The 21,272-nt window shown below is 66.2% G+C and carries 13 protein-coding genes; 2 read left to right on the top strand and 11 right to left on the bottom strand.

The genetic code is table 11. The annotated features are described in order from the left end of the window. The 9 genes from CXY71_RS09295 to CXY71_RS20685 all read right to left on the bottom strand — a co-directional run bounded on the left by CXY71_RS09295 (nucleotide 1) and on the right by CXY71_RS20685 (nucleotide 15,512). On the bottom strand, nucleotides 1–1,530 hold the full coding sequence (locus CXY71_RS09295; protein ID WP_104135353.1) for a DUF5684 domain-containing protein: 1,530 nt from the start codon (nucleotides 1,528–1,530) through the stop codon (nucleotides 1–3). Then, nucleotides 1,531–4,149: a transglutaminase domain-containing protein gene (locus tag CXY71_RS09290; protein ID WP_104135352.1), complete on the bottom strand. Its 2,619-nt coding sequence runs from the start codon at nucleotides 4,147–4,149 to the stop codon at nucleotides 1,531–1,533. It lies immediately after the preceding gene. After that, nucleotides 4,146–5,405 carry a DUF58 domain-containing protein gene (locus CXY71_RS09285; protein ID WP_233204576.1) on the bottom strand — a complete coding sequence of 420 codons (1,260 nt, stop codon included), beginning with the start codon at nucleotides 5,403–5,405 and terminating at the stop codon, nucleotides 4,146–4,148. The genes CXY71_RS09290 and CXY71_RS09285 overlap by 4 nt, the downstream gene beginning before the upstream one ends. Nucleotides 5,406–5,548: 143 nt before the next feature. Further along, nucleotides 5,549–6,514 carry a MoxR family ATPase gene (locus CXY71_RS09280; RefSeq protein ID WP_104135351.1) on the bottom strand — a complete coding sequence of 322 codons (966 nt, stop codon included), beginning with the start codon at nucleotides 6,512–6,514 and terminating at the stop codon, nucleotides 5,549–5,551. A gap of 28 nt (nucleotides 6,515–6,542) precedes the next feature. Then, nucleotides 6,543–12,563 carry an Ig-like domain-containing protein gene (locus CXY71_RS09275; RefSeq protein ID WP_104135350.1) on the bottom strand — a complete coding sequence of 2,007 codons (6,021 nt, stop codon included), beginning with the start codon at nucleotides 12,561–12,563 and terminating at the stop codon, nucleotides 6,543–6,545. Beyond that, nucleotides 12,563–13,702, bottom strand: coding sequence for a serine/threonine-protein kinase (locus CXY71_RS09270; RefSeq protein WP_104135349.1), 1,140 nt, complete (start codon nucleotides 13,700–13,702; stop codon nucleotides 12,563–12,565). Before CXY71_RS09270 ends, CXY71_RS09275 begins: the two co-directional genes overlap by 1 nt. A gap of 299 nt (nucleotides 13,703–14,001) precedes the next feature. Beyond that, nucleotides 14,002–14,409 carry a hypothetical protein gene (locus CXY71_RS09265; RefSeq protein ID WP_104135348.1) on the bottom strand — a complete coding sequence of 136 codons (408 nt, stop codon included), beginning with the start codon at nucleotides 14,407–14,409 and terminating at the stop codon, nucleotides 14,002–14,004. Nucleotides 14,410–14,458: 49 nt separating this feature from the next. Continuing rightward, nucleotides 14,459–14,704, bottom strand: a complete 246-nt coding sequence (locus tag CXY71_RS09260) for a hypothetical protein (protein ID WP_104135347.1) — start codon at nucleotides 14,702–14,704, stop codon at nucleotides 14,459–14,461. A gap of 382 nt (nucleotides 14,705–15,086) precedes the next feature. Then, nucleotides 15,087–15,512: a hypothetical protein gene (locus CXY71_RS20685; RefSeq protein ID WP_146072789.1), complete on the bottom strand. Its 426-nt coding sequence runs from the start codon at nucleotides 15,510–15,512 to the stop codon at nucleotides 15,087–15,089. Between CXY71_RS20685 and CXY71_RS20680 the strand changes: the two genes are divergently transcribed. Further along, complete coding sequence (locus CXY71_RS20680) at nucleotides 15,499–15,861, top strand: hypothetical protein (RefSeq protein ID WP_104177460.1); 363 nt, start codon at nucleotides 15,499–15,501, stop codon at nucleotides 15,859–15,861. The genes CXY71_RS20685 and CXY71_RS20680 overlap by 14 nt on opposite strands. On the opposite strand, the gene CXY71_RS09240 is transcribed toward CXY71_RS20680, so the two are convergent. Then, the gene (locus tag CXY71_RS09240) at nucleotides 15,858–16,139 is read right to left on the bottom strand and encodes a WXG100 family type VII secretion target (protein WP_233204575.1); all 282 of its coding nucleotides are present in this window, start codon (nucleotides 16,137–16,139) and stop codon (nucleotides 15,858–15,860) included. The two genes, CXY71_RS20680 and CXY71_RS09240, sit on opposite strands and share 4 nt — an antisense overlap. Nucleotides 16,140–16,355: 216 nt before the next feature. On the opposite strand from CXY71_RS09240, the gene CXY71_RS21995 reads away from it, so the two are divergent. Then, nucleotides 16,356–16,508, top strand: coding sequence for a hypothetical protein (locus tag CXY71_RS21995; RefSeq protein WP_233204574.1), 153 nt, complete (start codon nucleotides 16,356–16,358; stop codon nucleotides 16,506–16,508). A gap of 22 nt (nucleotides 16,509–16,530) precedes the next feature. Here the strand turns inward: CXY71_RS21995 and CXY71_RS09235 are convergent, their stop codons facing one another. Next, on the bottom strand, nucleotides 16,531–21,021 hold the full coding sequence (locus CXY71_RS09235) for an FtsK/SpoIIIE domain-containing protein (RefSeq protein ID WP_104135375.1): 4,491 nt from the start codon (nucleotides 21,019–21,021) through the stop codon (nucleotides 16,531–16,533). Between the last annotated feature and the right edge of the window lie 251 nt (nucleotides 21,022–21,272).

The following is a 21,272-nucleotide window of genomic DNA, read 5'->3' as shown; positions in this document are numbered from 1 at the left end:
TCAGTCCTCCAGGTAGATGCGGACCGCGAGCTCCCCCAGTAAAAACCGCTCCGTCAGCGACGCGCTCGCGCCCGCATCGAGCTCGCTTTCGTCGCCGGCGCCATCGATAAACACGATGCCGTTGGTCGACTGCAGGTCGCGAATGCCCCAAGCCCCGTCAACGAAGTCGAGGCGGGCGTGGGTCTTCGACACGGTCTTACCTGGGTCTTGCAGCAAAACCAATTGTGCATCCGGATGTGCGCTGCCACGCGCAGGGTTGCGTCCGAGCAGCACGACCGGTTTGGTGAGCGAGACTTTCAGGCCGTGCTCGGTTTCAAGCGTCCATGGCTTTATTCGGCGTACGACGATCATGGTCTCGTCGAGGTCGTCCTCGGTCTCGGTCTCGGTCCGGGCCTCGGCGAGGTCAGCGGCGCTCACTGCGGGGATCGGGACGGGGATCGGGACGGGCGGAGTTACCGGTGCGGGAGCAACCGGGGCCGCCTGGACGACTGGTGCTGGCCGTGCCCACGCGTTCGTCGCGGCGACCACTGGAGCCGGCGAGACAGCGGGCGGCGGGGCATCGAGGGGCGGGACGGCGAGGGACGCGGCATCCGGTTCGACCGGGTGCACGAGCGCGGCGGGAACGACCGGCGGCGCAGCAAGCGGTGCAGGCGCTACAAATGGAGCAGGCGGGGCAACCGGCGCTACAAATGGAGTAGGCGGAGCAACCATGGCTGGCGGAGCTGTGACGATTGGGGGCTCGACCGGGGACGTCGTCGGCAACCTCACGTAGAACGGAGGCGGGCCCGTGGGCAGGCCACGCACGACCGGCGGCGTGGGCGTGGCCGGCGAAGTGGACAGCACGCTCGGCAGGTTCGCGGCTGTGGACGCGGCCGGAACGACGGGTGCGGCCGACAGCGGCGGTGCGACCAGCAGCAACGCCGGCACCGGAACGGGAAACCCAGTCGCGACCGCGCTGGACGGCGCTTCGGACTGGCGAACGGGTTCCGGCGCCCGGGGCGGGGCGGCCGGCACGGTCGGCACCGCTGGAACCGGCGACACCGGCGACGCAGCTGGAACGGGCACCACCGGAATGGGCGACGCACTCGGCGCGGCCGGGCCGGACAGCGGCGGCACCGGGGTGAACGGAACGTACCCGGTAGCGGCCGGTACCGGCAGCCAGCCGGTGTTGACGGACTTGCCGAACCCGAGCACGCCGGCCCAGATGGGAAAGGCGACCAGGTAGAGCAGCGTGAATCCGCCGCCGCGGCCGAGCCGTCGGTTGACATTGTTGATCGCCAGAATGAAGACGATGAAGGCACCGATGTCAATGACCGGAATGAACAATCCCACGACCCACAGGGCCGAATACCGCCCCAGCTCAAACAGGGTGATGGTGTTAACGATCGGCACCCACGCCTTCCAGGCCTGCTCGCCAAGTTTCACGAAGACCTTGCCGAGGGCGATCGACGTAAACACGTACAGACCGAGACCGAGTAGCACGGCCACCACGACGACGGCGATGATCGCTCCAGATGATGATTCATCCATTTATGATTTGCGGCCGCTGGTGCGCGGTCGCTCCCCCATTCTGCTGATGTCGCGCCGGTTGGGGCGCACTGTGGTGACGTCTAATCGAACTGTGCCGCGCCTGTGGTGTCGAAATCTAAACGATCGGCCGGCATCCGCCAGTCGAGAGAAGGAACGCAGCGAGAGGGCGGCACGCCAGCGGTCGCGCCTGGTGCCGCTCGCGGCCAGTCCGGCCCGCTCAGCGGAGACGAGCGCCCAGAAGGCATCGCTGTCGCTGATGACCGGGGGCACCTCGCCGAACACGGCCCGGTCGGCCAGTGCCGCGAGCACCCCACCGCCGGCCGACTGGTAATGCCTCGCGATCTCGACCCGGGTCATGCTGCCCTGGTCGGCGAGTCCGCGGTCGACGGCAGCATCGACGTATTCGTCCCAGCCTCCGGCGAACCGTGCAGACACGTCCGGCGCCCTCGCCCGGTCCCGGCGTCGCTTCATCTTGGCGCCCAGAATGACCATGAACGGTGTGCTCACCACGAGTAAGGCGGCAAGGCTGATGCCGCCGATCTTCAGGGCCGCGAACAGCCAGGCCAGGTCGATGCCGGTGACCGGTTCTTCTTCCTGCTGATCTTCGCCGCTGGTCGGGTTAGCCTCGGGGGCTTGCCGTTCGGTGGCTCCCTCGGGCAACACCTCGGTGTTGTACTGCGGGTCGCGGGTGGCATCGTCGATCGGCGAGAGTGGGTTCTGAAACTGCGGGGTCGCGTTCACGGTGATCCAGCTTTCACCGCCTCCGGCCACTTCTACCCACGCTGCGAGATTCCGGCCCGCGCAGACACCATCTACGCAGGCACCGGGTGCGCCAGAAACCGCGTCGGCCTCGGCGAGGCTGAATCCCAGCACCACGCGGGATTCAAACCCGAGGTACTGGGCCAGCAGTGCGGTCGCCACGGCGAACTGTTCGTCATCGCCGACGGCGGCGACCAGCTGGGAATTCTCGGTCGAGGTGGTGTTGTTCTGCTTCTCCAGCAGGGCGGTGAACAATGCGTCGATGCGCGCGACCGAGTGGCCGGACAGGCTCGGCGAGAACTGGTAATCGCCGAGGTCAGCGGTCCAGGACTCTGCCGTTGGCGTGGTCAGTGCGTGGCTGAGATAGCCGCGCTCCCGCAGCCGGCTGACGAGTTCGGCCAGACCGGCACCATCGCTGCTGACCTCCTGCGCGGTGACCCAATCGCCGAGGCTCGCCGGAATGAGCGACACATCGATCAGCCGGGACGCAGCGGCCGGGCGGGCGAGACCGGCCAGATCCGTCGCCTCCGCTTCGCGCGGGGAAACGATCGTGTAACGCTCACCGGTTTCGAGGGCGTTCAGCTGAATACCGGAAGCCGTCCCCGCGTTGTAGAAGAACCCGTCGCTCAGTTCTGCCGCGCGTTTACCGGCAAAGCGGATGCTCGTCAGCGCCTCGGTCCCCGGCATCCAAACGCCCTGATACCCACTGATCGCAAAGGTCGTCACGCCGCCGCTGGCCGAACCGCGGCTGTGGGACACCCGGGCAAAGGCGGTGTCCTGGTTGCTCGCGCCCGACCGCGGGTCGACGACCCGAAAAACCTCCCCGTCATAGTGGCTGAGCACGGCCAGGCGCACCCGGCTCGCCGGCTCGCCGGAATCGACAGGCGTTACAGTGAATAGTTCCTCGTCATACCGCTCCGCGCTGAAGTAGCTGCGGTACTGGCTGAGCGGGCTGACGTATTCGCGCAGCTCGACGGCCGGGTCGATGCTGCTGCGTAACACCTCGCGGGACGGAGTCGACGCGAGCATCGATAGCCCGCCGAGCGACACTCCGACGGCGAGTACAAGCACGCCGAAGGCCAGAGCGCCGCGGCGTACGCGTCCGCCGAGGCCGCCGGGTGTGCGCCGCACACCGGTCGTGCGGGCCGCCAAATTGAGGGCTTCACTGCGGGCGAGGTGGGTGCGCCAGGCCAGAAAGCCGAAGTCGAGCAGTAGTGCGGCCAGGCCGATCAAGGTCTCCCGCGGTGCCGGAACGGTGAACCCGGCGACCGCCAACGGCTCACTCTCGGCGGTCGACCCAAACACCAGCCCGAACAGTTGCACGGCGAAGATCAGGGGAACGGCGATGGCGTAGCGCCGGCCGCCGCACCAGGCGAGCGACAGGGCCGCGGTGGTACCACCGAGGAACAGCACGAAGGCCGGAACGAGCAAGGTCTGGTATGACCCGACCGGCAGCGAAATGGTGACGAGTTCCTTCCAGCTGAACACTGTGGCGGTGACCAGGTCGAGCAGGCCGCCGAGCGCGTTAGACGCGCTCGATAGGGCCGACGGCACTGCGAGCGGAACCCCTAGCAGCAGGTATGCGCCGAGGATGGCCAGCAGCAGGCTGAACCAGGACCAGCCACGGGCGCGAGCAAGCCAGGCCAGTAGAATGCCCGCTGCGATCGCGCCGGCTGCCATGAGCAGGTAGGCACTGTCCTGGTAGATCGGCCAAGCCGCCCAGACGGCGACCAGCAGCATCAGCACCACAAACAATGCGTTGATCGTGAGCGACTGTCGCTGGCTGGGTGCGCGGCGCGGCCGACGCGGGGGAAGACCGCCGCCCGTGGCGGTTGCAGCCCGTTCTGCGGGCGCGCTCATGTGGCCCGCCTGCTCAGCAGGGAACGAAAGTCGTCGAGCACGCCGATGGTCAGCACGCTCGTACCGGCCAGGTCGCGAAAGCTCGGCTGAGCGGCGGGGTTGCACAGCACGGCGACGACCTGCACGTTGCCGGCGAATTTGAGGGTGAGCGCCTGCAGCCGCCGGGCGGTCATGGTGCCGCCGCACACCACGAATGCGATCGACATATCAGGCACCACCTGGGCTGCGAGCACACATACGTCTTCAACGTTCATGGCGTGCGCGCTGGTCTCGATGGCGGCGAGGTCGTCGAGCAGGGTGCGCGTCGACACGACACTCAAACTCCGCACCGAGCGGATGCTGCTGCGCACGATATCGGGAATCTCTTCGCTCGCCACGACGGCCAAGTCCCGGCCGTCGCGAATGGCACGTACGCCGAGCGAACCGGTGGCGCTGACCGCCATCTCGAACTCGTCCTCGGAGGCGTATTCCGCCTTGTTCAGGCTCAGCACGATCGCGAGGCGCGAACGCCGGCTCTCCTCGAACTGGCGCACCATGAGCTTGCCGGTCTTGGCGGTGGACTTCCAGTGGATGTGCCGCTGCCCGTCGCCGGGGGCATACTCCCGAATGGCGTGAAACGAGATGTCGGAGTCGACGATGTCACTCGTCGGGTTGCCCTCAAGGTCGCGCACGAATCCGGCGCTCGTGCTCGGAATCGACACCGTCACGGGATGCGCGAACAGACGATTCACGTCGGCCCAGGCCACTTCGCGGCCGAGCACGCCGAGCGGGTCGCTGCGCACGGTCGTGACCGGGCCCACGTCGATGACGCCGCGGCGGTAGGCGGGAACGCGAACGTGTTCCTGGTGCACCTGACCAGCGCGCAGCAGTGGCACGTAGACATCCGCCAGCCCCTGGCCGATCGGAACGTCAACGCGCCCGGGCAGCTCAATCCGCTTGGAGATATTTGTCACGGTGAGGGTGCCGAGTACCTCGGAGCCGGCGACGACCCGGTCCACCGGCAGCGTGAAGTCGACGCTGTAGGCGCGGCCACCGGCCAGAAACGGCAGTGAAATGAGCATGAGGGCGACCGCCACCCAGCCAGTCACGATCAGTTCGGTCCAGCCGAAGACCAGGCCGAGCGGCAACAACACGATCGCGGCCGTGACGACGACCCAGCCGGCCGGCGTGACCGTTTCGCCGACCCAGTCGACGGATGCCCGCACACCAATTCGCACAGCTCGTGAGAGGCGCATCCAGAGCACGACCGCGCCCACGAGGGTCAACGTTGTTGACCTATTCGTGCGCCCTGCGTAGTTGGTATGCGTTGTGGCATACCGGGTGTGCGTTGCAGACCTGGTCTGGGTGCTCGTGCGCGCCAGATTTGATGTCTGGGATCGCCGCGATTCGGTGTGAAAGCTCACGCCAGGTCGCTCCGACTGGGCGGTAGGACGTCGAGCAGAATCTGGCCGATGACGGCACTCGCGGTGACGCCGTCGAACTCAGCTTCCGGGTCGAGCACCATGCGGTGCGCAAGCACCTGCTCGGCCAGGGCTTTGACGTCGTCGGGGGTGACGAAGGTGCGGCCATGCGCGACGGCCCAAGTCTTGGCGGCCTTGGTGAGGGCGCGGGCACCGCGCACGCTGACGCCCATGCGCACCTGGCTGGCATCGCGGGTGGCCTCTACCAGGCGTCCGATGTAGTCGTAGACGAGAGGGTTCACGAACACTGTGCGGGCGATGTCGCTCATGCTGACGAGCGCCTGTGGCGTGATGACCGGTGCAAGATCGTGCCGAACATCGGCGGTGCCCTCGAGAATGCGAATGGTCGCGGCGAGGTCGGGGTAGCCGAGTGAGGCTTTCATCATGAAGCGGTCGAGCTGGGCTTCGGGCAGCCGGTAGGTGCCAGCCTGTTCGATCGGGTTCTGGGTGGCGATGACGAGAAATGGCACACCGGTGGAGCGGGTGACACCATCGATGGTGACGTTTCCCTCTTCCATCGCCTCGAGCAACGCCGACTGGGTTTTCGGGCTGGCCCGGTTGATCTCGTCGGCGAGCACGACGTTGGCGAAGATCGGGCCGCTGTGAAACTCGAACTCGCCGGTCTTCTGGTCGTACACGGTGATGCCGGTCACGTCGCCCGGCAGTAGGTCGGGGGTGAACTGAATTCGGCTCGAGACTCCCTGCACGGTCTGCGACATGGCGCGGGCCAGCGAGGTTTTGCCGGTGCCTGGGTAATCTTCGAGCAGCAGGTGGCCCTCGCTGACCATCGCGGTGAAGGCGAGTTCAATCACGTGGCGCTTGCCGAGGACAACCTGTTCCACGTTGTCGACCATCATCGTGAAGGTCGCGGCAAACCATTCTGACTGTTCAGTGGTGATTGTCATGTCTACAGCTCTTTCAGTGTGGCGAGGTCTAGGTGGTCGGTGCGGATGCTGCGCTACAGCCGATGGGACCGGCCAGGGTTCCAGAGACGGTGGGGAGGTTGACGGTGGCGGGGGCGGTCCAGTTGATGGTCCACTGAACCTTTTGGGTCTGCTTCGCGTCTCCGGGAACGTTCTTGTCACCGTTCACCCACATTCGATCGCCGTTCGGGTTGGCGACGTCGTACTGCGCTGCGGTGACATTGGCGGAGGGAAGGCCGTCAGACGTGCCGTTGACGACGACCTCGAGAATGTCGCCCATGATGCAGCCCGGCGTCGCCAGATCGGTTACGGCGTACTTGACCTGCCACGCTTGGCCGGCATCCGCTGCCGTCACGGCCGACCAGTCGCTGCAGAGTGTGGAGTCGGTCTCCGTGCAGTACCGCACGCGAATTCCAGGGTCGGCGCCGAAGACGATCGACCCGGTGACGGCATCGAAGTTCTCGAAGTCGGCCTCGAAGTCAGCCGGCACGGTCGACGACGATGTGGGCGCCGTGAGCAGGTACTGGCCATTGGCCGGCGCTGCAATGGCGTAGGTGTACTTCCCCGTGCCAGGCGCAGCCGGCCGCTCCCAGGTGGTGATCCCCCCGGCATTGGCCTTGGTGACCCCATAGCCGTTGGAGTAGCACACCGTCACGAAGTACTTCGTGTGCTTGGTCAACCCATCGATTGCCGGGTCTTCTGAAGTGGCCGCGGCACCGGCCGAGACCAATCCGGCCGCGGTCAGGGTGCAGGTCGCGCCCTCGGCGAGCGAGGCGACGTAGAGCACGTCCTCAGGCAGGACGCTGAAATTCTTGTCGAGTTTCGCGTTCGCCACGTTGATCGAGCGGTTCTGCGCGGTCAAATCACCGGGGTGGGTGATGGCGGGCGAACCGGCCACCAGCACCGTTTGCGAGGTGGTCTGCTCCGTCGGGCCGTTGCCCGCCGGCTGGTCGTCGCGGCTGAGCGGGGTCACCGTGATGGTCTGCGGGCCCACGCCGAGCGCGAGGGTGAGTTCGGTCGTTCCGGTACCGGGCGTCGCAACCCGTTGTTCGGTGCCGTTCACGCTGTAGCGGTTGGTGGATCGGTCGTTGTTCTCCATGGTCACGGTGACGGCGCCGATCTCGGCACTCGTGGTGCCCTCCTCGAAGATCGGCTCGGTGGTGAGTCGGCCCATGCCGGGGGTGTCATAGGACCAGGCTGTGACGCTGACGCCGGAGCGGGACTCGCCGACGGCGTTCACCGCCTTCGCTTCGTAGAGGTCCTTCTGACCGTTCTCGGTCGTGCGAATGACGCCGCAGTCACCCGACTCGTCGCAACGCCCGACCGATGCACCGTTGCGGTACAGCGCGAATCCGGTCAGCGCCGGGTAGGCGGCATTGGCACCGCCGGGGCTGACGGAGAGGGTGATCGACGCGTCGCCGTAGGCGATCTGGGTGACCGAGTTCGGCGCCTTGGGATAGCCCTGCAGATCGACCGTGATCGAACCGGTGCGGTTGCCGGCGCTGAGCTTCCCCTGGGCATCCTGCACCACGAAACTGGCCTGGCAGACCCCGCCGGCGGTATCACTCGACCAGGAGGCTCGCACGCTGCGGGTGTTCTCCACCGCGAAGGAGACGCCGACGCAGGTGCTCGGCGCTGCGACCGACACCAGCACGAGCGGGGTATTGCGGTACAAATTAACCTCGCCGGGCACGCCAACGACCGTGACCTGGCAGCTTGAGCCGGAGGACTGCGAACAGCTCGTTGCCACGGTGCCACCCTTGGGCAGCTCGCTCGGCGCCGGACCGACCTTGAGCGCGAGCAGGGCCGGCTCGGCGTCGCGGTGGCTGGCGAGGCTCACCTTTACAGCGGCCTCACGGCCGGAAACGGCGTTATCCGCTACGGAGATCGTGAGAATGGCGCCGTCCTGCGACACGCTGAACTGGTCGGAGGTGATCTCGGTCGAAAAGGTCAGCGCCGGAACCGCTCCCTTACCCTGCCAGTCGACCATGTGGCTCAGGTCGTAGCGAATCGCGTCGGCGCCTGGGCTTTGGGTCAGCGCCGCCGGACGAAGGGTCGGCTGCGGGTCGAGGGGTTCAACGACGACCGGAACGACCAATTGGGTGTAGTCCTCCTGACCGTCGATGCGCACCGGAACGGTGCAGGAGTCAGTCCAGGGGGCATCGGATCCGGCCGTATAGGTGACGCTCGTTCCGCCCTCAAAAGTGCAGCTGGCATTCACGCGTTCCCCCGACGAACGAATGCCGGCGCGTTCCAGTTGCAGCTCGGTCCCGGCCGGAATCGATACCAGACTGGTCAGGTCGAAGGTGACGGCGGCGTCTTCGCGCACGTTCTGTTCGACATTTCCCTGTTTGAGCGCGAGGATGATGGCATCCGCTGAAGGAATGCGCAGGAACCCGTAGGTGGTGACTTCGACACCCTGAAAATTGAGGCCGGTCAGCGAGAACGGGGCGAGAAGTCCCTCGTCAGGAACGTCACCGCTGATCTTCCAGCCGGAGATTGTGAGGCCGGGATGGTCGCCCCACAGTGCGAGGGTCAGACCCCCGACGTCGCCGGACTTCCAGGAGACCTTGTCGGTGACGACGTCGATGCCCGTGGGGAACGAGTCGCGGTCATCGAGGGCGACGGTGGTGTCGATGACGATGGGAAAATCTGGAACGGAGGCGCGCACCACCTTAACGACGATGAGGCCCTGGCCGACGTCTTCGTTCGCATTTGCGACGGAGTAGACGAAGGTGAGTAGTCCGGGCTCGTCGCCGGCAGTGAAGACCACCTGATTGTCAGTGACCCGCTCGACGCGCTGTTGCAGGGCGTCATATTCGAGCGAGTCGGCCGGGGCGTCGGGCGTGACTCCGGTCAAAGTGAGGCGACCGCCGCCGGGTTCGATGTCGTTGGCGGCGGGGTGCACAACCACCTGGTTGTCGGTACCGACCTGCACCTCGACGTAGTCGCTGAACGTGATCGGGCTCGGATTGGAGCGCTGGTCGAGCACACCAACGCGTACCAGGGCGATGCCGGTGGCGCCGCTGGTGTCGCGCACGCGGTATTGGAATTCGATGGCACCGCTGTAGTCGAGCGGGCTCGAATAAACGATGGCGTCGCCAGTGGCGTTGATCGAGGCGGTTCCGCGAGCCGGCTGGGTGAGTACCCGGTCGAGCACGACGGTGTCGCCGTTGGGGTCGACGCCGAAGCTGTCGAAGGGAATCTCGGTGCTCTCCCCCGACAACACCCGGCCGTAAAGGGTATGCGGCTGTGGAGCCGTGTTGTCGCCGTCGGCGAGCACCTCGATCGAGACGACGGCCGAATCGATGAGTTCGGGGGCGCCGGCGACATAGACGCTGTAGCCCAGTTCGTAGCTTCCAGGCTGGTCCGGCGCGAGGTAGCGCAGTTCGGCTCCGGCCGCGAAGGCGAGGCCTTGTCGCTCGCGGTTCTGCACCGACTCGGGGTCGAGCATGACGATGTTGCCGTCGGGCGCCACGTCGTTGGCGAGCACGGGAATGTCGATCTGGGCGCCGACCCGCACCGATACGCTGTCGTTCCTGGCGATCGGCGCCTGCGGAACTGAAGCCGGAAGCAGGTAGACGGTCGCCTCGCCGCGCACTGTGTATAGGGGGTTTTCGGTGCCGTCAGAGACTGTGTAGCGCACGGTGCCGAGCTTGCCCGGCCGTTCGTCGGCGGTCGAGCCGCGCACGCGCAGCACATTCTGACCGACCACGTCAACGCTGAGGGACGCACCGAACACTGTGTCGGGAATGGCTTCACCGAGCAGCAGTACCCGACTGGCCGGATTGGAGACGGCGGTGAAGACGTCGACGCTCGTGTCGGCCTTGGGGCGCACGAAAACGGTCACCGGGGAGGTGGTGAGGGCCTGCGCATCTGCTGGGACCACCGAAATGCGCACGAGCGAGACGACTTCGCTCGCGTCGTCGGCGATGGTGAGGCTGACCGTGTAGTTGCCGGGCGTGGTGGCGACGAAGTCGAACGAGGTTCCGTTGGCGGTGATACCGACCGTGACTCCCGCGGAGCTGGTCGGGGTGGTCGCCGATTCGATGCGGTACAGGCCGGCTGCGCTGGAGACATACTCGGCCGGGCTGACCGTGAGGCGCTCGTTCACCGAGGCGAGCAGTGCGAACGGTTCGACGGTGAGCTGAGGGGTCGGCGTGACCGTGATCGTGAGCACTTTCTCGGCCGTGGCACCGTGAATGTCTGAGACGCGCACCAGAATGGTGGCCGCTTGCGCGGTCTGGTCGGCCGCGTTGGGGTGTTTGTAGACGAGTACACCGGCCGGCGTCACGCTGACCGAGCCGACGTCGGTCGTGTTCAGAACGGATGCGACGAAAATCGGATCCCCGTCTGGATCGACCCAGCCGGGCAGCACCGGAACGGTGACCGTACCGCCGGGTTGCACCTCGGGGCTCGGCCAGTCGTGCAGGCAGCCCTCGGTGCCGCACCATACCGGTGCGGCGTTCACGTCGTCGCCGTGCACGGTCAGGGTGACTGTCGCCGTCGACGAGTTGAGTCCGTCGGCACGGGATCCGTCGGTGACGGCGTAGCTGAACGTGGCTGACCCTCGGGCGTCGGCCGCGACCTGCACGGCGATGGCCTGGTTCTGGTCAGTAACGCTGATGGTGCCCCAAGACGGGTCGAGTCCGGTGACCGAGGCCGGGACCACGGTCAGCACGTCGTCGTTGGCGTCGTGGTCGTTGAGCAGCACCGGCAGCAGGGCAAGCTGGCCGCTGCGCACCCCGAAGGCGTCGGGCACGGCGACGGGAGGCTTGGGTTCGACGATCTCTGAAGCTTCCTGCACGTCGTCCTGGCGCTGCGGCTCTTCGACGGCGGCGAGGGTCCAGTCCTGCGAACTGGCAACCAGGGCGCCGTCGGGAACGGTCCACACCCATCCGCTCTGGATGTCGTTGAGAATCATGAGAGAGTCGTTGGCCCGAAACGCGGGGGCTGCGTCGCCGTTCGGTGTGGCCGTGCCGTAGCTGAGCGTCGTTTCTCCGGCGCTCTCGCTGAACAGGGTGCCGCCGGTGCCGCCGGACGGCAGCCACGCTGCATAACGGTCGCCGTGGAACGGGGTCGGCGCGGCCGGGGCACCGAGTACAGTTTCGGAATCGCCGACCAGCTCGGTGCGGGCACCGTCATCGAGGGCGAAGGAGACCAGGCCGGTCTGGTCGGCCACGAGCAGGCCGTCGGCACTACGCGGGGCGTCGGCGCCACCGCTCGGGCGCTGCAATACGGCCAGCTCGCTCAGGTTCGTCTCGACCGGTTCGTTCCGGCCGGCCAGCCAAAGTTCGTCGCCGGCCACGCCGAGCAGCGCCCAGGTATCGCCGACGACGCTCAGCTGGGTGCCTGGCTCGGTCGGACCGTCGGTGACGGTGTCATCACCCAGAATTTCGTCGTCCACAATGGAATAGCTCAGAACGCTGCTTGCCGCGCTGGAATAGCTGTAGAGCACGCCGTCGGGGGTGATCGCAACGGCATCGGAGACGTAGGAGCGGGCGGTTTCGCCCTCGATGACCTCGTCATCGGCGTAGAGGTTGACCGGGCGCGGGGATTCGGCCGCACCGACCGCCCCGACGAACACCGCTCCGGTGCTCGTGAGGTAGCCGACCCAGGCCCCCGAGGAGACGACGGTGCGGGTGCCGGCCGGGGTCACGTCGTAGTCGGCGGCGTCGTCGCCGAGGTCGATCGGCGCCGCGAGGCTCACGTCGACGACTTTTTCGTTGTTCTGCGCGTAGAGCAGCACGGTCGCGTCGGTCTGCACCAATTCGCTCGGCGCCGGCACGGTTTTCACGGTATCCAACTCGAGCAGGTCGGTGTTGATACGGGCGTACCGGTTGCCGTCGCCGCTCTGCAGTGCCCAGATCGAGCTCGCGTGCACCGGCGTCTGCTTCACATCGAAACCATCAACGACGATGGCCACTGTGGCCAGCAGCGTGCCGATCGCGGTGACCGCGGCGATCCGCACTATGCCGCGGCGCTTCGGGGAGAGGGCTCGCAGCCGACCGCGCGCCCACTTGCCGGCCATCAGATCAGCCCCACGAGAAAGAGGGTGCCGACCGTGACGCCTCCGCCAACAACGACAGCCCCGACCAGGAGCAGCGCGAGGGTGAGCGGCGAGATTCGTGCGCGGCGCGGCTCATCCACGTCGGTCAGGGTGCCTTCGCGGGTTTGCGAAGCCGGGCGGCGGGTGAGGCGGCCGGGGCGCAGCATGGGAATGATCACGTCAGAGTTGACCGCGCCGCGGGCTTCCCTGTTGTTGAAGTCCACCGGGGCTCCGGCCTCAGCCCAGGCCGCGTCGGCCACCTCGAGCGCTGTGATCGGCAGTCCGAGATCGCGCTGCATGCGCTGCAGGTCGTGCGCACATTCGAGCAGGCTCGCCTGGCGGGCGCCAGGGTCGCGACTCATCATGCGGGCGAGAATCGTTTCGAGGGCTGGGGAAACATCCGCTCGCCCGATGCTCGTGTATTTGGCGCGGTGGATGCGTTGCTTCAGTTGCGTGCGCGACCCGTTAGAGCCGGCCGGCAGCTCGAACGGGGCCCGGTCAGCCAGCAGTGAGTACAGGGTGGCGCCGAAGGACCAGACCTCGGTAGCGATCGAGCCGGTCGTGCGTTCGTCGACGACCTCAGGGGCGCTCCACGGCAGGGACATGGCGAACAGCTCATTGCGGGCGCCCCCGACGAGCGAAGCTGCGATGCCGAAGTCGCCGAGCACCGGGCCGCCGAAGGTCGTGGTGAGGATGTTGGAGGGTTTGATATCGCGGTGCAGCACCTTGGAACGGTGTGCCGTCTCGAGCGCACAGGCGATCTTCACCGCGACGCCCAGCACCGTTGCCACGGGCAGCGGCTCCGCGCGCTCGCGCGACGAGTACGAGCCAGGGCAGAATTCCATCACCAGATACGGGCGGCCGTCGGCGGAGATACTCGCGTTGTAGACGGTGAGAATTGACGGATGCGAGCTGAGCCGCGCCATGACATCCGCTTCGGCGTTGAAGGAGCGCAGCACGTCGTCGTCGACGATGTCTTGAAGCAGCACCTTCACGGCCACTGAACGGCGCGGCATGTTCTGCTCGAACAGAAAAACGTCGGCGAATCCGCCGGTGCCAAGCGGGCGAACATAGCTGTAGCCCGACAAAACGGGCGGAGCAGAAGGAAGCCGCCTGCCCATTACTCCCCCGACCTGCATTGTTCCTGTGGTGCGTCTTTGTTTTTACTCGCAAAGACTCAGCTGGTCTCGCAATCAAGCCTAACCACGGCGCCCGACCCCGTCACCCACACGGGGATATGATACACCCCCAAAATGGGGGTGTATCACTAAATGGAGTAGACAGTCCGGGCGAGCGCATCCATGTAGGGCAGCGTCTGCTCGAATTCGAGCAGGTCGTAGCTCGCTGTGCGCAGCGCCACCAGAGTCTCATCGACCTCCCATGCGTAGTCCCGGGTCGCAATGACGCCCGGACCGACATTTCACGGGTCAGATACCGCATGCACCGCACTCCCCCCAAACCGCTCGTGGTGACGAACGGCTCGACCAGGGGGATCGATGGCGTCGAGGTCCGCTGCACCGGCATAGTCCTCGACCGAGATCGTTCCCGCCGCCAGGCGTGATTCAACCCGAAGGTCCGCGAGAACGAGCGGGCCGTCCCAGTTGCCGAGGCGAAGGAAGGACGCGGAGGCCCCTCGCTCTGCAACGGATTGGGCGAGCATGAAGAAGACATTCTCGATGTGGTCGCATTGTTCACGGGAGACGTTCTCGCCGTCAGCGATCGCGTCGATCAGTTCCCGCGCCCAGTCCTCTGGTCGTTCCCACCGTTCACCCGCGTCGAAATACGAGATTCCGATCCAGTCATCCGGATGGTCGACGAAGATGCTCATGGAACTCCTGCCGGTGCGGTTCGCGCAGCTGTCGGGGCGAATCTGATCGTCAGCGCCATCGCGTCGAACAATTGCTCGACTGCATCCAGCAGATCATCAGAAGTGCGGCAAAGGACACCGCACACAGCAGGGCCGTCCAGGCCGGTATCGGGTACGGCAGGGTTCCCGCGAGGCGACCCACGTGACTCGATGTCCCGGGCCCCGTGTTGCCCGGAATCTTCAGGACGATGACCATGATCACATTGAAGACGAGTGCGAGTGGAGTAACAGCGACCATCACGAACGCCGTCACCATGAGGGCATACTAACTGCGCACGGCGATCAGTCGGTCATGAGTCTTCTCTTCCATCTGCGGGCGATTCATCATCAATTTTCATCCCGTGCCGTGAATTTTTCGACGTACATCGGCTCGGCGACGCCCTTGACGACACTTTCGCCAACGGGAGCACTGAATTCGTTGACGGCCCACGCGCCGCCTAGTGTCCACATTCTTTTGGGCTGTGAGGCAGCGATGACCGTGTCAGAGACGAGCCCGGACTTCGACTCGAGGCTGGACATTGCGCGCCACTCCGCGCGAGAGCGCGGCACCGAACGTGATTCGACCACCGGAAGGGCGAGCAGGCGCGGAGCAGTGCTCGCCTTGTCTGATCGATCTCGGTTCGCGCAGCAGCCAGGGTCTAACCGGAGATTCCCTGACCGGCCTTACTCTTCATGAGCGCGTTGGCCGCAGCCCCCGCAGTGGCATTACGCACAGCCGTCACATCGCGGCGGATCAGCCTCCCGGCGATCTTGCCCACCCCGAACGGGAGAATCGCAAAGGCGGCCTCGATGATGCCCTCGGTGAGTGATTTGTACCCAGTCGCGGTTTCAGCGGCAGCGTTCACAATGGTGGCGGTCGTCACGGCGATGGCGGCGGGGCGGGTCGCTGCCACGTCGCTGACCATGCCCTCACAGCCCGACAAACCGCGCAGGTTCACCGCGACCCGCGTGATGGCCTCTGCAACGCTCGAGTATTCCCCGGCGATGGCCCGTGCGGCGCTCGGATCGCCCGGAATCGGGTCGCTGTAAAAGCCCAGGGGCGACCAGTCGGTGGGCCGGGTCATCCGTTCCTCCGGCGCTCGCGGGCTGGGTGGCCTCGATGAGACATTCACCCAGTTCACTGTCGGTGTTTTCGAGACCGTCGGCCGCGGTGAGCAGGTTCTCGCTCAGGGTCGCGAGCTGGTCCGCCAGTTCGCCGCGACGGTAATCCCAGTTGCTGGCGAATGCGGTCACGCGGTCGGCGAGACCAGGGCGACCCACGGCATCCGCCAAATTCTGACTCGTCGCCTTGGCCGTATCGAACTCGGTTTGAATCAGCGAGACGTCGCTCGCCATGTCTCGGAGCAGGGTTGTATCAACCAGAAAATCAGACAGAGTTCTCTTTCGACCCTGTGGACTGCGATGGGGACTTAGCCGCGGATAGCGTTGCCGAGCTCGGTGTCCGCGTTGCCGAGGGCGTCGGCAGCGGCGGTGAGGAACTGGCTCATACCATCAAGACCGTTGACCGCGAGGGTCGTGCCCTGGGTGAAAGCGTCATAGGCCGTCTGAAAGGCCCCCGAGGCGGAATCGGTCACGAAACCGGAGCCGACCAGGTTGTTCACGAGCGTCTGCAGCTCGCCGAGCTTGGTGATGAGGTCTTCCTTACCGGAACTCAGACGACCAGCGGCATCGGTCATGTCGGAATAAGTCACGTTGAGATTGGCCATGGTGTCCCCCAGAGGTTTGAGCCCGAACGGGCTGCGTGTGGTCCTAACCTAATGGCTATACCCCGAAAGGGGCTAATGGGGGTGAACTCTCGGTCTAGACGCAGCGCCGGTTTGCAGTCGTTCTCATCGAGCTCGCCGACACCCTGCCCGTTTCGCTGGTCGAGGCGGGAGGAACGAGCGATCGAGACCTACCCCTTTTCGTTGCTCGAGCTTGCTGACACCGCCCTCCGCCTGCGGTGCACGGGCGAACTGCGCACCTTCAGCCAGTTGCGGGCCGATGTCGCCGTCGATCTCCTCGCCCCGGGTGTCAGCGTTCTCGGAGACCGCCTCAGGAGCCCGACTGGCGAGGGCTGATTGTCAGTGCAGGGGCCAGCAGCTACTCCACGAGCGGAAGCTGCACCCGCACGACCTTTCCGCTGGCCACCATCATGCCGCGACCGGGCGGAAACTCGGCACGGTTCAGTCGCGGCAGCGGCGTCTTCAGCAGAATGTCACCCTCGATGGTGTCGGGCTGCAACAGCAGGCCGCGCCTCGTGTTCTTCATCTCGGCGAACAGCGGCCAAGAGGAGTTCCACGACGCGGTTTCACCGTCGGCGACCAGAAAATGGTCACTGCGCTTGACCTGTTTGATGAGTTCAACCAGCACAGCATCGGCCGGGGTCTGCAGAAAGTCCGCGAGGTTTTCGACGACGATCGCCATGCGCGGGGTGGCCAGGTCGGCGCTCACCGCCTTGGTCAGCTCTTTGGCCAGTTCCACGGCCTCGACGATGGTCGTGGCCGTGCTGACCCAGCCGGGCAGACCGGCCAGTCCTGACCGCGCATTGCCGATGTAATACGGCGCGACCGTCGGGTCAAACCGCTCGAAGGCGTGCATGAGGGCGCGCAGCGCAGTGCTTCGCCCGCTGGCCGGGGGGCCAGACAACAACAGCGTGCCGCGCGGCTCAAAACCGACCGCGGCGAGCGTCTCATCGCTCAGACCCAGCGTCGGCTGGGACTTGACCCGGTCAGGAAGCTCGGTGGCGGGATAGTCGCGGGACAGGCTGCCGATGGGCAGCGCGGCCTGGATCCCCTCTGCCCACAACGATGCGGCCAGCACGCGCACGGCGGCCGCCTGCTCCGCGGCTACGGCGGAACCGCCCCAGACCGCGATTTGAGTTTCCAGATCGTCGAAAATTGCGCGGCCCGGTGCCGACTTCGCATTCAGAATGTCGCCGGGCACGTCGAGCAGGTTGTAGCCGGTATCGTCGGCGAGCCGTAGGACCACACGACGTTGCACGCTCGAGCGCACGGAGCTCGGCACCGAGCCGGAGCGGTCGGCGGTGAAAGCCACGTGGATTCCCAGCTGACGACCATCCGAGAGGATGCTGCGGAATACGTCGTACCAGTTCGACCGGCCGCTCGCGACCTCCCAATCTTCCCGAAAGGCCGCGAACCCGTCGATGAGCAGCAGGATACGCGGCTCGTTCGGACGGTTCGCCAGCGCGCGGTACTCGGCGATGGTTGACGCGGTGGCCTCGGCGAAGCGGTTGCCGCGCGATTCGAGTTCGGCCTTGAGCAGTCGGAACAGGCGAATGATGCGTTCTGTGTCGTCGCCGCCGATGATGCTGCCCACATGCGGCAGCGGTTCGAGCATGCGCAGGCTGCCGGCGGCGAAGTCGAGGCCGTAAACCGCGACGGGCCCGCCCGCTCTCGTGCTGCCGGCCGCGATCGCCAGGGTACGCAGGGCGACGCTCTTGCCGGATCCACCGGTGCCGTAGATGCCGATGTGTCCGTCGACATCAGGCAGAAAACAGACCGGGCGCTGCTTTTGCTCGGTTGGCGCGTCGGCCAGGCCCAGCGCGAGGACAGCATCCGTTTGGGTCACAATGGGTGCCAGGTCGCACAGAAACGGCAGTTCGTCGAGCCAGGGCCGTCGCGGCGCGGGAATCTGCGCCGAACCAGCCGCTCCGACGAGGGCGGCGACGAGCTTCTGCTGGTCAGTCGGGCCGAGCTCGCGCTCCTGCCCGGCGAGCGGGTCACTCGGCGGTTCCCACGCGGTTTCCCCGCCGAAGCGCAGTTCGGCGATGCCGATTTCGGCGTTCTCGGGTTCGCGGGAGGTCCAGCCGCCGGCGTACCCAGACTGGAACTGCTGCAGCCGGCCCGGACCGGTCTTGGCAATGCCGCGGCCGGGGAGGCCAGGGTCGAAGTGTGCGGCATCCTTGACTCCGACGACGTCGTTGCTGTCGGATTCATCGGCCATGCGCAGTGCGACGCGCAGGTTGGTGTTGGCCCGCAGGTTGTCTTTGATGACGCCGGCGGGGTGCTGCGTGGCCATGATCAAGTGGATGCCGAGCGAACGGCCACGCTGGGCTATGTCGACGACGCCGTCGACGAACTCGGGCACCTCGCTTACCAGTGCTGCGAATTCGTCGATGACGAGCACGAGAGCCGGCGGGCTGTCCGGGTCGCCGCGCTTCTCGAGCTCGATCAGGTCTTTGGCTTTTTTGGAATTGAGCAAGTGTTCCCGGTAACGCAGTTCGGCGCGCAGGCTGGTGAGAGCCCGGCGCACCAGGTGGGGGCTCAGGTCGGTGACCAGGCCGACACAGTGCGGCAGCGAGACGCAATCGGCGAATGCCGAACCGCCCTTGTAGTCAACGAACAGAAAGGTGACCCGGTCCGGGCTGTACTCGGTGGCCATGCCGAGTACCCAAGCCTGCAGAAATTCGCTCTTGCCGGCACCGGTCGTGCCGCCGACCAGCGCGTGCGGGCCCTGGGTGCGCAGGTCGAGGTGCATCGCCTGCACGCCGGTGGACCCGACGATCGCCCGCAGGGTTCCGGCGCGTTTGGAGTGCGGCACCGCTCCGGGGGTGCGGTCATGCATGGAGGCGTTCTGCCGCCATCGGTCGATGACGGCATCGTGCGCCTCGACCAGGTCGTGGCCGAGCAGGGTGACCATCGAGACCGAGCGCGGCAGGTCGCTCGAGTCGGCGATGAGGGCACCGGCGTCGATGACCGGGGCCAAACGACGCGCGAAGTGCAGGGCCGTGGCGGAGTCGACCGACTCGACCGCGACATCCGTTACGGTCTCACCGAGCCGCACGAACGAGACGGTGCCGAGCCCGGTGCTCTCGTCGATTTCGACGGCGGTGCGGCAGACAGCGGGCAAGGCTGCTACCGTGCGGGCGATCCAGACTGGGTAGACGCCGGCATCCGCACCGTTTTCGGCGAGCTGCACGAGCCTGGAGCGATTGACGGCGACATCGTCGGCGATGACCACGATGATCGCCGGAATGGGCGATTTCGTGCCCTCGCCGGTGTAACTCGACCCGACTTCTTCGCCGCGCTCGAGCGCCGCACGCTCCTGCTCCATAGCGCCGCGCCGCGCCGATTTCTTGGATTTCTGCCTCTCTGCAATGACCTCTTCCAGTGCGGCGAGAACGGATGCGGCGCTCGACGCGCTGTCAGCCAGGTGGCCGCCCGCGAGTGGACTCTGCGGCGAGGAGGTGTGCGGCAGCCATTTGAGCCACTCGAGCTCGCTCGACCAGTGCGGTGTAACGAGCGAGGCAACGGCGAGCTCGGCCGGTGAGTGCAGCGCGGTCAGCTGCACCAACAGGGAGTTGACTGTGCCCGTGCAGGCGGCAGCGCTGCCGGCCACGCCGAGGGCCCCGGCATCGAACAGGTTGTCGATGAGCGGAACCTGATCCACCGTGGCGTGCTCGGTGATGACAGCGTCGAGCCGCTCCTGAAATTCGGGCAGCAGTTCGCCGCGCAGAGAGGCATCGACCGTGTTACGAGAGCGCATGGTGCCAAGGCCGAGCCGCACGTTGAGGAAGGACCAGTGCTCGGGCCGTCGGGTCCACATGAGCGGTCCGCGCTCGAGCGACTCGGTCAGCGCTTCGACGGTGGACGGCGATTCGCCGAGGCGGGCCTGCTGCTCCAGGGCGCGTTCGGTGAACAGCTGCGCGCGGAGCGCGGCCAGGCGGGTGTCGAACCGGCCGATCGAGCGTTTCAGCAGGCGTTTGTCCTTGGAGCGGTTCATGAAGAAGTTGCCGATGAGCATCATCGGGCTCATCAACACGAACAGCAGCGCCGCTGGACGGTCGAAAATGAGCCACATACTCACACCGAGCAGCACCGGCGCGACCATGGCCAGCCAGGGAAACGGCTGGTCGTCTTTCTCGGTCGGCACCTCGGGCGCTGTGAATTCCTGACCCGCGTAGCGCCCTTCCACTCGCGGTGAGCGGTTGAAGTAGACCGGGCCGTCACGGTGTTCGTCTCCGGTCGCGGCCACGGTCTCGACGACTGTGATGCGCAGCTCGGTGTCACCGATCTGCACGGTCTCGCCCTGCTCGATGCGCAGCCGGGTGACCAGCCCGCCGTCCACGACGACGCCGTTAGCCGAGCCGAGATCGACGAGATCGATGCCGGCGGCGACTTCGAGGCGCACGTGACGTTTAGAGACGAGTTTGTCGCTGAGCACCACGTCGCAGTCGGGCCCGCGACCGATGATGGTCGACCCGCGGCCGAGGGCGATCTGTGCTCCAGCATCCGGGCCGGTCAACACGTGGATGACGGCCAGGGTCGGGGCGCCGCCGTGCTCCTCGGAGACATAGAAGGTCTCGGAATCGGCGAGCGCGACGCTCGCGCCGGAGCCGACCCAGTCCTCGCCGATCAGGGCATCGGGTGGCAGCAGCAACCAGTCGGTGCCGCCGGGAGCGACCGTGCGCAGCGTGAGCGGCTGGTCGGCGGCACCGGGCATGAGTGGCGAGCGCGGATCGACCCGGGCGATGGTGCCGGCCACGTCGGAAATGCTTGCCGCGGCATCCGTTGTAACGACGATGTCGTCGTTCTGACCGTTGGACCGGGCCAACGTAACTTTCAACCGCACGTGAGCCCCCAGGTTCGAGTTCAGGCGCATCGGCGATAAACCCGTGCTCCGAGCGTACCCCGGGCGCGCTGCGAACCCGTGCTCGGTGACCGGTGCCCTGAGTCGTAAGGTGGGCCCGGCGGCAAACGGAGGGTCAGCGGTCCGAGGTTGGTCGCTTCGGTCGTGCTGCGCACGTTCCCTTCGATTCCCAACGAGCTCATCAGTACGCCGCCGATGATCGCAAGCACGACGACAGCAAAACCTAGATAAAC

This window comes from Cryobacterium sp. Y62, assembly GCF_002929785.1.
GTDB lineage: Bacteria > Actinomycetota > Actinomycetes > Actinomycetales > Microbacteriaceae > Cryobacterium.
Note: the sequence above shows the minus strand (reverse complement) of the source record. Positions and strands in the feature narration are given on the sequence as shown.

Excerpts from the sequence above, each read along its gene's own strand:
- CXY71_RS09295 (WP_104135353.1), bottom strand. The coding sequence starts at position 1,530 with ATGGATGAATCATCATCTGGAGCGATCATCGCCGTCGTCGTGGTGGCC.
- CXY71_RS09290 (WP_104135352.1), bottom strand. The coding sequence starts at position 4,149 with ATGAGCGCGCCCGCAGAACGGGCTGCAACCGCCACGGGCGGCGGTCTT.
- CXY71_RS09280 (WP_104135351.1), bottom strand. The coding sequence starts at position 6,514 with ATGACAATCACCACTGAACAGTCAGAATGGTTTGCCGCGACCTTCACG.
- CXY71_RS09275 (WP_104135350.1), bottom strand. The coding sequence starts at position 12,563 with ATGGCCGGCAAGTGGGCGCGCGGTCGGCTGCGAGCCCTCTCCCCGAAG.
- CXY71_RS09270 (WP_104135349.1), bottom strand. The coding sequence starts at position 13,702 with ATGGGCAGGCGGCTTCCTTCTGCTCCGCCCGTTTTGTCGGGCTACAGC.
- CXY71_RS09265 (WP_104135348.1), bottom strand. The coding sequence starts at position 14,409 with ATGAGCATCTTCGTCGACCATCCGGATGACTGGATCGGAATCTCGTAT.
- CXY71_RS09260 (WP_104135347.1), bottom strand. The coding sequence starts at position 14,704 with ATGGTGACGGCGTTCGTGATGGTCGCTGTTACTCCACTCGCACTCGTC.
- CXY71_RS20685 (WP_146072789.1), bottom strand. The coding sequence starts at position 15,512 with ATGACCCGGCCCACCGACTGGTCGCCCCTGGGCTTTTACAGCGACCCG.